Below are 11,948 nucleotides of genomic sequence, written 5' to 3' on the forward strand. Positions count from 1 at the left end.
CGGTCTGATCCGTCCAGACCCAGCAGTCTGCGCGACCGCAGGTGCCGCTTGCGGCAGAAAATCCTTGTCTAGCGCTCGGATACAGGCGATCTTCACCTCAAACGACACGCCACTTGGGGAATGCAGGATTAAACGTGCTGGCCGATCCAGCGGCGGAACAGGTCGGTCCAGACGCGTTGCGGGCTGTCGACCGGCGCATGCAGCGCCCCCCAGCCATGGCCGCCCCGTTCGAACAAATGCGCCTCGACCGGGACCTTGGCCCGGCGGCAGGCGGCGAGCATTTCGAGCGACTGGTCGAGCGGGACGACGGGGTCGTCGACCGAATGGGCGAGGAAGACCGGCGGGGTCTGTGCGGTGACCCGTGCCGGGATGTTGTAATGGCGATAGACCGCCATCGGGCCTTCGGGTCGACCGGAGCCGCGACGGTCCATCGCCGCGATATTGGTGACCGGATAGACGAGGCCGCTGAACGCCGGGCGCGCCGACTGCCGGTCGGCGGCGTCGATGGGGGGATAGACCACGTCGTCATGGGCGATGGTGAGCGATCCGGCGAGATGCCCGCCCGCCGAAAAGCCGCAGATGCCGAGCTTCGCCGGATCGATGCCGTAGCGCGCGGCATTCGCGCGGATCAGGCGCATGGCCCGCTGCGCATCCTGCAGCGGCACGTCCTGCGCATCATCCCAGCCTTCGCCCGGCAGGCGATAGGCGAGCGCGAAGACGGTAATGCCGGCGGGGTTCAGTGCCTTGGCGACGTCGATCCCTTCATTCTCGATCGAGACGAAGCCATAGCCGCCGCCGGGGATGGAGAGGACGGCGGTGCCGTTGGGGCGGGCCGGGCGGAACACGCCGACAACCGGATCGGCCACGCCGCGCAGCCATAGCTCGCGCATCTCGGGCCGTCCGTTCATCGACGGGGCATAGGTCGGCAGGGTCGTGCGGGCACCGGGCGCGCGGGCGGGCCACAGGCGGAAATGTTCGCGTGGGGGCCAGGGGGTGAGGCGTTCACCGCCCGGCGTGAGACGTGCGGCGGGCTGGGCCGCTGCCTTTGCCGCCACCGGTAGTGCGATGGTTGCACCCAAGATGGTCCGCCGGTCGATCATCCGCTCCACTCCCTGTTCGTTGCCGTCAGCCTAACCGCACCATCGACACAGGAAAAGCCGCGCGCCCGCCAAAGCGCTCGACAATCGGCGGCGGGGCGATAGACCTTGGGTGGTCGGCGGGGGCCGGCATGAACAGGGGGAAGTTGCGTGACGCGTTTCGTGGTGGTGAAGGCGGTCGCTCTGGCGGCGGCGGGGTTGCCGGCGCTTGCCTGGGCCAGTGAAACGCCGCTGTATCAATCGGCACCCGCCTGGGTCAGCGCGGCGCCGGCCTTGCCCGCGGGGCCGGTGGATGAACTGCCGCCGCTGGTGCTGCTCGATTTCCAGAAGCGGATCGAGGGCGACAAGCTGACCTCCTATGTCCATCAGCGCACCCGGATCGCGAGTGCCGAGATGCTGTCGCAGGCGGCGACGCTGACGCTGCCCTGGGCGCCGGACAAGGGCGACCTGATCGTTCATGGGCTGACGATCCTGCGTGACGGCCAGACGATCGACCTGCTGGCGAAGGGGCAGAGATTCACCGTGTTGCGGCGCGAACAGGCGCTCGAGCAGCGCGAGCTGACCGGCATCCTGACTGCGACGCTGGCGGTCGAGGGGCTGGAGGTCGGCGATCTGCTCGACCTGCGCTTCTCGGTCACCGGTCGCGATCCGGCGCTGGGGGGCCGGGTACAGGACGTCGTGCCGCTGCCCGCGCTGCCGCTGCGCATCGGGGCCGGGCGGGTGCGCTATCTGTGGTCGAACGACAGCGCGCCGAAATACAAGCTGCTGGCCGATGGCGTGACGGCGACGCCGGTGCGCAAGGGCGACACGACCGAACTGAGCTTCGCGCTGCCGCTCGCCAAGCCCAAGGACATGCCGGAGGACGCGCCGGCGCGCTATCGCCATCCGCCGCTGATCGAGGTGGCGAGCTTTGCCGACTGGACCGATGTGTCGCGGACGTTCGCCCCGCTGTACAAGACCGACGGCCTGATCGCGCCGGGTAGCGCGCTGGCGAACGAGGTCGCGGCGATCGAGAAGGCGGAGGCGACGCCGCTCGGCCGGGCGCAGCGCGCGCTGGAGCTGGTGCAGGGCAAGATCCGCTATCTCGCGGTCGGGATGGATGGTGGCAACTATCTGCCCCAAGCCCCTGCAAAGACGTGGGAAGTCCGCTACGGCGATTGCAAGGCCAAGACGCTGATGCTGCTGGCGATGCTGCACGCGATGGGGATCGAGGCGGAGCCGGTCGTCGCCAATGTCGGGCTGGGCGATGCGGTGCCCGAGCGGTTGCCCAGCGCCGCGGCGTTCAACCACGTGTTCGTCCGGGCAACGATCGGTGGCGAGGTGCTGTGGCTCGACGGGACCGGCAGCAATGCGCGGCTGCCGGACATTCGCGATACGCCCGGCGTCGGTTATGTCCTGCCGATCCGCGCCGCAGGTGCCACGCCGATGCGGATCGAGACGCATCCCAATGCCCGCCCGATCGCCAGCGTGACGATCGACGCCGACGAAAGCGGCGCGGTCGACCTGCCCAGCCCGGTCGAGGTGACGATGGTGACGCATGGCCAGATGGCGGCCCAGCTGCGGGCGGCCAAGAGTCAGGTCGGGCCGAAGGAACAGCATGAGCTGATCTCGACCATCCTGCAACAGGCGGTCGGAGAGGGGCAGTTTGCCGAGGGTACGATCACCCCCGATTCGGCGAGTGGCGATGTCGTGGTTCGGGCGAAGGGGGTGGTCAACACCAGCTGGAGCGTCGAGGACCGGCGGCGCAAGCGGTCGCTCGGCGGTGCGCTGGGCGAGCTCAACTTTACGCCCGACCGTAGCCGCCCCGACTGGAGCAGCATCCCGGTCGCCGCACCGCCGCCTTTCGGCGTGGAACGGCATGTGAAGGTGAAGCTGCCCGATGGCGGGCGCGGCTTCACGCTGGAAGGGGCGCCCGATGCCGATCAGCGGCTCGCAGGCTATGTGGTGAAGCGGACCACGCGCCTGTCGGGCGGGACGATGACCATGGACGAGCGCTTCGATGCGGCGGGCACCGAAGTCCCGGCGGCGCGGATCGCCGTCGAGCGCGATGCGGTGGCGACGGCGAAGGCCAATATCCCGCGCGTCGTCGCGCCGGTCGATACGCCGCGGCGCTGGACGCTGGACGACGCGACGCTGGCGAAGTCGAGCCAGGTGCAGGCGATCCGCGCAATCTTCGGCAAGGCGATCGCCGCTGATCCCGAGGAAATGAGCGGCTATCAGAGTCGGGCGGCGTTCGAGTCCGGCATCGGTAACTACCGGGCCGCGCTGGCCGATCTGGACAAGGTGATCGCCAAGGAGCCATCAGTCGACCTGTATCTCCAGCGGTCTTATGCCCAGTTCAACCTGGGCGATCCGACCAAGGCGCTGGCCGATGCCGAACGGGCGCGCGCGCTGGATCCCGCGGCGAATGGCGCGATCGCGCAGGTGGCGCAGACCCGTGCTGAAACCGGGGATTTGAGGGGTGCCGTCGCGCTGCTCGACGAACGCATAGCGCTGGGTGGTGAGTCGCGGCCGTTTCTCCGGCAGATGAAGGCGAGCGTGTTGGGTGAGTTCGGTAATCCCCAGGAGGCGGTTGCCTTTTACGATACGCTGATCGCCGAGAAGCCGGGGTCGCCGACGCTGCTGAACGGGCGCTGCTGGACCAAGGGCACGCGCAACATCATGCTCGATACCGCGCTGAAGGACTGCACGAAGGCGATCGAGCTGAGCGACGATACGCTGGCCGCGCTCGATAGCCGGGCGTTGGTCTGGTACCGGATGGGCCGCTACCCGGAAGCGCTCGCCGATCTCGATACCGTGCTAGCGGCCAATCCGGACATGGCGGCCAGCCGCTATGTCCGTGCCGCCGTGCTGAAGGCGATGCAGCGCGACGGCGAGGCGGCGGGCGAGCTGGCGCTGGCGCGGCGGATGAACCCGACGATCGACCGGCAATATGCGCGGTACGGGTTCAAGATGTAGGGGGCGAGCGCGTGATCCAGCGATCGCCCTCGTCACCCCGGGTCAAGCCCGGGGTGACGGGTATAGGGCCGACGTCGCGCTCTGCCGCGCTCGTGGAATGACATGCATGTCGGTCGCCTTTGCGGCGCGCAAACAAAAACGGCGAGGGATTGCTCCCTCGCCGTTCTCGATTTCGGCGATTTGCCGACGGATCAGTCGAACATCTTGCCGAAGGCGCGCTTCGCGCGGGTCTTCCACGCGCCGCGATGATACGCGTCCGAGGCGAGGAGCGGCATGACCGATCCGGCTTCGGCAAAGACCATCTGTTCGAGCGCGGTGTCGACCTTGCCCCAGCTGGCCGCTTCCTTGAGCGTCGACGACGAGCAGGCGCCGTCACGCACGTCGGCGACGGTGATCTGCACGGCGTATTTGTGCATCTCGACATCGTCGTGACCGAGGATTTCGGCGCAGACGACGGTGTCCTGGATGAAGTTCTTCGGTACGCCGCCGCCGATCATCAGCAGGCCAGTGGTGCCCGCCTTAATCTTGATGTCGGTCAGTTCGCGGAAGTCGGCGATGGCGTCGAGCACCATGTACGGCTTGCCTTCCTTCGCACGGTCGACCTGGTGCTTGACCAGACCGAAGCCGGCCGAGCTGTCCACGAAGGCCGGGCAGAAGATCGGCACGTCATGCTCATAGGCGAGCTTGACGAGGCTGTTTTCCTTCTTGCCATGCTCCGACAGATACTTGCCCATTTCGCGGATAAAGGCGCGCGACGAATAGGCCTTCGGTTCCAGCGAGTCGGCGATCTTGCCGATCGTGTGGTCGCAATCCTGCAGCTGCTCTTCGTCGATATAGGTGTCGTAGATGCGGTCGATGTAGAGCGAACGCAGCGTGTTGTCGTCGGGGATTTCCAGCGCCTGATAATGCTTGTGGCCCAGCCCTTCGAAGAAATCCATGTCGACAATCGACGCGCCGGTCGCGACGACGCCATCGATCATGTTCGAGCGCAGCAGTTCGGCGTACAGGTCCATGCAGCCGCCGGCCGAGGTGGAGCCTGCGATCACGAGGAAGATCGAGCAGTCCTTGTCCTCCAGCATCTGGTTGTAGATGCGGGTGGCGCGCGCGAGGTCGCGGCTGGTGAAGCTCATCTTGCCCATGGCGTCGATGATCGGGCGGGCGTCGAACTTGGTGATGTCGACATGCTCGACGGTGGTCGAAAGCAGTTCGGCCTTGCGGGTGTCGTTGATCGTCGTGTCGGTCATGATGGTCCCATCATCATCGATAAGCCGTCGTCGTTATGGGGACGCGGAAACCCGGTTTGGCCTCCTGCCCACAAACGCGGGAGGAGCCGATGGCGGTCGCATAGCGGCAAAGCCATGCAAAGCCCACCCCCGGCCCCTCCCGCAAGGTGCGGGTAGGGGGGAGGTGGTTGGTTAGTAGCGGCTGGTTACAGCTTGACGACGTTGTTCGACACGAACGCCGGAACGGGATCGAGTTCGATATACATCGACTCCATCGGTTCGTCGTCGGTCAGCACGGTTTCGCCATTGCCGAAGCCGTTGAACGCGGTGCGCATGGCCGATCCATAGGCGCCGAGCATGCCGATCTCGAAATAATCGCCGCTGCGGGTATCGGCCGGAAGCGGGAACGGACCCTGCATCTGGTCGATATCGTCGCAGGTCGGACCCCAGAAGCTGAAGTCCATATCGCGGGCGTCCGATTCCGGCTGCCGCAGCAGCTGTACCGGATATTTCCAGCCGATATGTGCCGCATCGAACAGCGAGCCATAGGCGCCGTCGTTGATGAACAGTTCGGCTCCCCGGCGATGTTCGACCCGGACGACGACCGACGCATATTCGGCGCACAGCGCGCGGCCGGGTTCGGCCCAGAGTTCGGCCGAATAGCTGATCGGCAGGCTTTCGAACGCGCGGTGGATCGTTTCGAAGAAACGCTCCAGCGGCGGCGGGGTCATGCCCGGATAGCGCGACGGGAAGCCGCCACCGACATCGATCACGTCGACGGTGACGCCCGCTTCGACGATGGCGGCGCGGACGCGCTCCATCGCATTGGCATAGGCGTCGGGCGACATGGTCTGGCTGCCGACATGGAAGCAGATGCCCAGCGCATCGGCGACCTGGCGGGTCGCGATCAGCAGGTCCTTCGCCTCACCCTGCGCCACGCCGAACTTCGATCCGAGCGAGAGCTTGGCATATTCGGACGACACGCGCATCCGGACGCACAGCGTCAGGTCGGTCGCGCCATCGGTGGCGGCGACGATCTTGTGCAGCTCGTCCATGCTGTCGAGCGAGAAGGTGCGCACGCCATGCTCGAAATAGGCTTCGGCAATCGCTTCCGGCGCCTTGATCGGGTGCATGAAGTGGCAGGTCGCGTCCGGCAGCGTCGCCTTCACCAGACGGACCTCGCCGATCGACGCGGTGTCATAGTGGACGATGCCGTTGTCCCACAGGACACCGAGCAGGTCGGGCGACGGATTCGCCTTCACCGCATACATCGAGCGGCCCGGAAACTTCTCGACGAAGAATCGGGCTGCGCGCGCGGCGGCGTGCGGGCGAACGAGCGTGACCGGTTCGACGGGTCGGCGCTCTGCAATGTCGATCCCGCGCTCGAACGAGGAGTCACGGGCGATAAAGGGGGCAGCTAGCCCCAGCGCGCTATGGTGCTTGGCCAATTCAAGGGACCTCCAATTGCCTTTCGGCATACGGTGACAAAAGCTGCCTTGCGGTTGGAAGTCCCATGGGGCAGCGGAGGCGCGATCTATGACCCGCAAACCTTGATGTAAAGTGTCTGTGCGGCAGAAAGTGCATTTTATGACGATTATGCGACAACCCACTCGTGCCGGCGTCCGCGATGCGGCGGCTAAGATCGCGGAAATCCTGCCGCCATCGCCGCTGATGGTGAGGGAAATCAATGGCTTGGCTGTCGCTTTCAAGATGGAGGCGTTACAGCCGGTCGGCTCGTTCAAACTGCGCGGGGCATGGCATCGGTTGACCGCATTATGCGACGAATCGCGCTCGCGCGGCGTCGTTGCCTTCTCATCGGGCAATCATGCGCAGGGCGTCGCCTGGGCGGCGAAGCGGCTTAGCATTGCGGCGACGATCGTGATGCCGGCGGATGCGCCGCAGGCGAAGCTGGCGGCGACGATGGCGCTGGGGGCGGAAGTCGTCCGCTATGACCGGGTGACCGAGAGCCGCGAGAAGATTGCGGCGCATCTGGCCCACGCGCGTGGCGCGACCCTGGTGCCGAGCTTCGACGATGCCTGGGTGATCGAGGGGCAGGGATCGGCCGGGATCGAGGCGGCGGCGCAGATGGCGGCGGCGGGGTTACCGGCGCCCGCGCGGGTCGTCGTGCCGTGTGGCGGTGGCGGGCTGGCGGCCGGGATCGCGCTGGCGCTGCCCGATGCCGAGATGGTGACGGTCGAGCCGGAGGGCTGGGACGATATGCGGCGCAGTCTGGAGGCCGGGTGGATCGAGCCGGTAGGCGAGGCGCCGCCGCCGACCGCCTGCGACGCGCTTCAGACGATGCGGGTGGCGGAGCGGACGTTCGACGTGCTGTCGCGACGCGGGGCGACCGGGGTAGCAGTCAGCGAGGGCGAGATCGCGGAGGCGCAGCGTTGGGCGATGCGGCATCTGCGCACCGTGGTGGAGCCCGGAGGCGCGGTGGCGCTGGCGGCGATCCTGTCGAAGCGGGTGGCGGTGGTACCGGGGACGCTGGTGCTGGTGTCGGGCGGTAATGTCGACGCCGCCGCCTATGCCAAGGTGTTGGCGGCATGACGCAGGGGCCGGCGGGTACGCTGTTGGCAATCCTGATGCTGGTCGCGGTGCTGCTGGCCGTGTTCGGCGTGCGGATGATTGCGCGGGGTGAACGGCGCAATGGGTGGCTGATGCTGGTGTGTGCCTTGGTGATGATCGGGAATGTCGCGATCTGGACCGTCTAGCGCTCAGTTGCTGTTGCTACCTGGCCGGTTGACCCGCTGGCGAAGCGCCTGTCCGCTGGCGCTGGCATTCTCGCCGTCGATCCGTGCCCATTCCGCGCGGGTGTGACAGACCTTGCGCATCATGTTCGATCCCATCGGGATTTCCCGGCGGCAGATCGGCTTTTCCGTTGCCGGAGAGAGGGAAGGTGTAGGGGCGGCTTGCATGGCGGCGGCGAGCAGCAGGGAGGTCAGCATGGTCCGGTCGTCCTGTAACGGAGTGTTGCTGACACCCTATGGTTGTGAATGAATATGGCAAGCAGGATATGGCCACGCGGCGAAGCCGCGTCGTCGGTCGGCGCCTGGTGCGCCGCCGGCCGGGCTCGCCGCCGGGCGCGGATTAGCAACGCCAATCCGCTGCGCCGAGTCTCACTTAATCGGCGAGTTCGGGTCCAGGCGCATGTCCAGATACTTGTCCACGCTGCCCATCAGTTCGGGCATTTCGTTCTGGAAGAAGTGGTTGGCGCCTGGGATCACGTCGTGGTGAATCGTGATGTGGCGCTGCGTGCGCAGCTTGTCGACCAGCTTCTGCGTGGCGGCGGGCGTTACGACCTCGTCCGCGTCGCCCTGGATGATGATACCCGACGACGGGCAGGGCGCGAGGAAGGTGAAGTCGTACATGTTCGCCGGCGGCGCGATCGAGATGAAGCCGCGAATTTCCGGGCGGCGCATCAGCAGCTGCATGCCGATCCATGCCCCGAAGCTGACCCCCGCGATCCACGTCGTCTGCGCTTCCGGGTGGAAGCTTTGCACCCAGTCGAGTGCCGAAGCGGCGTCCGACAGCTCGCCGACGCCGTTGTCGAACGTCCCCTGGCTCTTGCCCACGCCGCGGAAGTTGAAGCGCAGCGTCGCGAAGCCGCGGCGCTGGAACGTCTTGTAGAGTTCCTGCACGATGCGGTTGTTCATCGTCCCGCCCGACGAGGGGTGCGGGTGCAGGATCATCGCAACGGGCGCACGTGGACGCGGTGCCGGGGCGAAACGCCCTTCCAGTCGACCTTCGGGACCGGGGAAGATGACTTCTGGCATGGGACGTCCTGTTGTGATGGAGGCGCAGCGATGGCGCGAAGATGGTTCGCGGCTATATAGGCGCAGACAATCGGAACGGAAGTGTTTTGACGACTCGCATCTATCTCGACCATGCCGCGACCACGCCGATGCGGTCCGAAGCCATCGCCGCCGTTGCGGACGGCATGGCGCGCTGGGCCAATCCGTCGAGCCCCCATGCCGAGGGGCGCGCGGCGAGGCGGGCGCTGGAGGATGCGCGGGCGCGGATCGCGAAGGCGCTGGGCTGGGAGGGAGAGGTTATCCTGACCAGCGGGGCGAGCGAGGCGCTCGCGATCGCGCTGAAAGGTCATGATGCGGTCGCTGTCAGCGTCGAGCATGATGCGGTGCTGCGCGTGGTCGGAAGCGACCGGATCAGTGTCGGCGGTGATGGGCTGGTCGATCCCGCGCAGGTGCCGCCGGGTCGGCGCTTGGCGGTGCAGTCCGCCAATAGCGAAACCGGTGTGCTCCAACCGCTCGCGGACGTGGCGGCGAAGGCGGACGTGCTCGTTGCGGATTGTTCGCAAAGTGCGGGCAAGCTGCCGCTGCCACCCGCCGACCTGATCGTGGTGTCGGCGCACAAGCTGGGCGGGCCGCCGGGGATCGGCGCGCTGCTGGTGCGGGACTTTGCGTTGCTGACCCCGACCGGAGGGCAGGAGCAGGGCTATCGCGGCGGTACGGAGAATGTGCCGGGTGCGCTGGGCTTTGCCGCCGCGCTGGAGGCGCCGCACGAGTGGTTCGAGCGCACGGCGATACTGCGCCATACCCTCGACGATGTGGTGCGGGAGCATGGGGGCGAGGTCATTGCCGATGCTTCGCCGCGCATCCCGACCATCGCCGCCTATCGAATGCCGGGGCGATCGGCGGGGGCGCAACTGATGCGGCTCGATTCCGCCGGGTTTGCCGTGTCCGCGGGAAGCGCCTGTTCGTCGGGGACGCTCAAGACCAGCCATGTCCTGACCGCCATGGGGATCGACGCCAAGGCGGCGAGCGAGGTCATCCGGGTCAGTTTCGGCTGGACGACGACGGCGCACGATGTCGAGCACTTCGCGGCGGCGTGGAGGGCGTTGGCGTGACGTACCTCGATTATCAGGCGACGACGCCGCTCGCACCCGAGGCGTTCGAGGCGATGGTGCCGTGGCTGCGCGACCACCATGCCAACCCCCATTCGCCGCATCGTGAGGGGCGGCGCGCCAGGGCGGCGGTGGAGGTCGCGCGGGGGCAGGTGGCGGCGGCGCTGGGTGTGACGGGTGGACGGTTGTTCTTCACGAGCGGCGCGACCGAGGCGGCGAACTGGGCGATCACCGGCACCTTTGCGCGCGTCGGGGCCGAGCGGCCGAAGGTGGTGACGATTTCCACCGAGCATGCCTGCGTGCTCGATACCGTAGCGGCGCTGGGGGCGGAGGTCGTCGTGCTGCCGGTCGGGCGGGACGGGCTAGTCGATCGCGACGCCGCCGTCGCTGCGATCGACGGGCGAACCGCGATTGTCGCGGCGATGCTGGTCAACAACGAGATCGGCGTGGTGCAGCCGGTCGCTTGGCTGCGCGAACTGGCACGCGCGGCCGGGGCAGTCATGTTTTGCGACGCGGTGCAGGGATTGGGGCGGGTCGACGTGCCGGTTGATGCCTGCGACCTGATCGCGGTGTCGGGGCACAAGGTCTATGGCCCAACGGGCGTCGGCGGGTTGTGGGTGCGCGACGGCATGGAGCCGGCGGCGATCCTGCATGGCGGCGGGCAGGAGGGCGGCTTGCGGTCGGGTACGCTTAGCCCCGCGCTGTGCGTCGGGTTCGGAGTCGCGGCGACGTTGCTGTCGGAGGAGGACCGGGTGCAGGCCGAACGGTTGTGGCGCGTCGCTCGCACGATCCTGTCGGCGCCGGACTGGGGGTTGAACGGCAGCGAGGCGTCGCGCTGGCACGGCAATCTGAACGTGCGGATGGACGGGCTGGACGTCGCGCGATTGATGAGCGAATGCCGCGATATCGCCTTCTCGGCGGGGTCGGCCTGCTCAAGCGGGTCGGGGCGGAGCAGCCATGTGCTGCGCGCGCTGGGCCTTACCGAACGCGAGGCGCGGTCGTCGATCCGGATCGGGTTCGGGCGCTATACGCAGGAGGAGGATTTGGTGCGGGCATTGCAGGCGATCGACCGAGCCGCGCGGGGGCAGCGATGATCGTTCGGTTCGTCCGTACCGATGGCCGGGTCGAGGAAGCGCGCGGGGCAGCGGGCGACCGGCTGCTCGATCTGGCGCAGGCCTATGACCTGCCGTTGGAGGGCACGTGCGGCGGGCAAATGGCGTGTTCGACCTGCCATGTGATCGTCGATCCGGTGGACTTTGCGCGGCTGCCGGCGGCAAGCGAGGAGGAGGAGGATATGCTCGATTTCGCCGAAGGGGCGGTCGCGACCAGTCGGCTGGCGTGTCAGATCGTGCTCGACGAATCGCTGGGCGAGTTGACCGTGCGCGTGCCGGCGGCAGCGCGCGATGCACGGCGGTAACGCTCGACGAGCAGCACGGTGACCGCACCGGCGGTGTAGGCGACGAAATCCTGCGGGTCGAATCCGCTGCCCAGGATGATCCGCGCCCAGCGATTGCCTGACAGGCCGAGTTGGTCGAGCAGGCGGAAATATTGCGCGAACTCGATGACGAAGGCGATCAGCAGCGCCAGCGTGGTGGCAGGGACGACGCGCAGGCGCGTGACCGTGCGCAGCCCGGCATAGACCAGCACCACCGCCAGCGCATCGCCGACATAGGGGCGGATGATCGCGTCGCGGACGAACAGCGCGATGGCGATTTCGGTCAGCAGCAGGGCCAGCGTCAGCGCGGCATAGCGTGTGTCGAAGCGCATCATCTCTCCCCGAACCCGCCCGCACCATGGCGTGCGACG

The 11,948-nt window shown here is 67.3% G+C and carries 12 protein-coding genes; 6 read left to right on the top strand and 6 right to left on the bottom strand.

Going from position 1 to position 11,948, the window contains the following annotated elements; genetic code table 11:
- Positions 1–128: 128 nt before the first annotated feature.
- A complete protein-coding gene (locus tag CA237_RS02835) occupies positions 129–1,100 on the bottom strand; it encodes an alpha/beta hydrolase (RefSeq protein ID WP_066688098.1) in 972 nt (323 codons plus the stop codon).
- Positions 1,101–1,247: 147 nt separating this feature from the next.
- On the opposite strand from CA237_RS02835, the gene CA237_RS02840 reads away from it, so the two are divergent.
- Entirely contained in the window at positions 1,248–4,055 is a 2,808-nt protein-coding gene (locus tag CA237_RS02840) for a DUF3857 domain-containing protein (RefSeq protein ID WP_232307831.1), read from the top strand.
- Between the two features lie 191 nt (positions 4,056–4,246).
- Here the strand turns inward: CA237_RS02840 and CA237_RS02845 are convergent, their stop codons facing one another.
- Both CA237_RS02845 and CA237_RS02850 read right to left on the bottom strand, forming a co-directional pair.
- Positions 4,247–5,299 carry a deoxyhypusine synthase gene (locus tag CA237_RS02845; protein ID WP_066687661.1) on the bottom strand — a complete coding sequence of 351 codons (1,053 nt, stop codon included), beginning with the start codon at positions 5,297–5,299 and terminating at the stop codon, positions 4,247–4,249.
- Between the two features lie 185 nt (positions 5,300–5,484).
- The gene (locus CA237_RS02850) at positions 5,485–6,726 is read right to left on the bottom strand and encodes a type III PLP-dependent enzyme (protein ID WP_084401221.1); all 1,242 of its coding nucleotides are present in this window, start codon (positions 6,724–6,726) and stop codon (positions 5,485–5,487) included.
- A gap of 139 nt (positions 6,727–6,865) precedes the next feature.
- On the opposite strand from CA237_RS02850, the gene CA237_RS02855 reads away from it, so the two are divergent.
- Together CA237_RS02855 and CA237_RS19535 are read left to right on the top strand one after the other, a co-directional pair.
- Positions 6,866–7,828, top strand: coding sequence for a threonine/serine dehydratase (locus CA237_RS02855; RefSeq protein WP_066687666.1), 963 nt, complete (start codon positions 6,866–6,868; stop codon positions 7,826–7,828).
- The gene (locus tag CA237_RS19535; protein WP_164523814.1) at positions 7,825–7,992 is read left to right on the top strand and encodes a hypothetical protein; all 168 of its coding nucleotides are present in this window, start codon (positions 7,825–7,827) and stop codon (positions 7,990–7,992) included. The genes CA237_RS02855 and CA237_RS19535 overlap by 4 nt, the downstream gene beginning before the upstream one ends.
- Positions 7,993–7,995: 3 nt before the next feature.
- On the opposite strand, the gene CA237_RS02860 is transcribed toward CA237_RS19535, so the two are convergent.
- Positions 7,996–8,226 (bottom strand): hypothetical protein, encoded by a 231-nt coding sequence (locus tag CA237_RS02860; RefSeq protein WP_126012702.1) that lies wholly within the window; start codon positions 8,224–8,226, stop codon positions 7,996–7,998.
- A gap of 171 nt (positions 8,227–8,397) precedes the next feature.
- The gene (locus tag CA237_RS02865) at positions 8,398–9,054 is read right to left on the bottom strand and encodes an alpha/beta hydrolase (RefSeq protein WP_066687669.1); all 657 of its coding nucleotides are present in this window, start codon (positions 9,052–9,054) and stop codon (positions 8,398–8,400) included.
- A 41-nt stretch (positions 9,055–9,095) separates the two neighbouring features.
- Here CA237_RS02865 and CA237_RS02870 point away from each other — a divergent pair, with 41 nt between their 5' ends.
- From CA237_RS02870 to CA237_RS02880, 3 genes are read left to right on the top strand one after another with little or no spacing between them, the layout of a single operon-like run.
- Positions 9,096–10,145: an aminotransferase class V-fold PLP-dependent enzyme gene (locus CA237_RS02870; protein ID WP_126012705.1), complete on the top strand. Its 1,050-nt coding sequence runs from the start codon at positions 9,096–9,098 to the stop codon at positions 10,143–10,145.
- Entirely contained in the window at positions 10,142–11,236 is a 1,095-nt protein-coding gene (locus CA237_RS02875) for a cysteine desulfurase family protein (RefSeq protein WP_066688102.1), read from the top strand. The genes CA237_RS02870 and CA237_RS02875 overlap by 4 nt, the downstream gene beginning before the upstream one ends.
- Positions 11,233–11,559: a 2Fe-2S iron-sulfur cluster-binding protein gene (locus tag CA237_RS02880; RefSeq protein ID WP_066687677.1), complete on the top strand. Its 327-nt coding sequence runs from the start codon at positions 11,233–11,235 to the stop codon at positions 11,557–11,559. Before CA237_RS02875 ends, CA237_RS02880 begins: the two co-directional genes overlap by 4 nt.
- Here the strand turns inward: CA237_RS02880 and CA237_RS02885 are convergent.
- A complete protein-coding gene (locus CA237_RS02885; protein ID WP_084401254.1) occupies positions 11,484–11,909 on the bottom strand; it encodes a DUF2809 domain-containing protein in 426 nt (141 codons plus the stop codon). The two genes, CA237_RS02880 and CA237_RS02885, sit on opposite strands and share 76 nt — an antisense overlap.
- Positions 11,910–11,948 lie beyond the last annotated feature (39 nt).

Origin of the sequence: Sphingomonas sp. ABOLH (genome assembly GCF_003951715.1) — a bacterium.
Classification (GTDB): Bacteria; Pseudomonadota; Alphaproteobacteria; order Sphingomonadales; family Sphingomonadaceae; genus Sphingomonas; species Sphingomonas hankookensis_A.

Bases quoted from the DNA above. Each gene is read 5' to 3' on its own strand.
- CA237_RS02860 (WP_126012702.1), bottom strand. From the start codon at position 8,226: ATGCTGACCTCCCTGCTGCTCGCCGCCGCCATGCAAGCCGCCCCTACA.
- CA237_RS02845 (WP_066687661.1), bottom strand. From the start codon at position 5,299: ATGACCGACACGACGATCAACGACACCCGCAAGGCCGAACTGCTTTCG.
- CA237_RS19535 (WP_164523814.1), top strand. From the start codon at position 7,825: ATGACGCAGGGGCCGGCGGGTACGCTGTTGGCAATCCTGATGCTGGTC.
- CA237_RS02870 (WP_126012705.1), top strand. From the start codon at position 9,096: ATGGTTCGCGGCTATATAGGCGCAGACAATCGGAACGGAAGTGTTTTG.
- CA237_RS02835 (WP_066688098.1), bottom strand. From the start codon at position 1,100: ATGATCGACCGGCGGACCATCTTGGGTGCAACCATCGCACTACCGGTG.
- CA237_RS02865 (WP_066687669.1), bottom strand. From the start codon at position 9,054: ATGCCAGAAGTCATCTTCCCCGGTCCCGAAGGTCGACTGGAAGGGCGT.
- CA237_RS02885 (WP_084401254.1), bottom strand. From the start codon at position 11,909: ATGCGCTTCGACACACGCTATGCCGCGCTGACGCTGGCCCTGCTGCTG.
- CA237_RS02880 (WP_066687677.1), top strand. From the start codon at position 11,233: ATGATCGTTCGGTTCGTCCGTACCGATGGCCGGGTCGAGGAAGCGCGC.
- CA237_RS02855 (WP_066687666.1), top strand. From the start codon at position 6,866: ATGACGATTATGCGACAACCCACTCGTGCCGGCGTCCGCGATGCGGCG.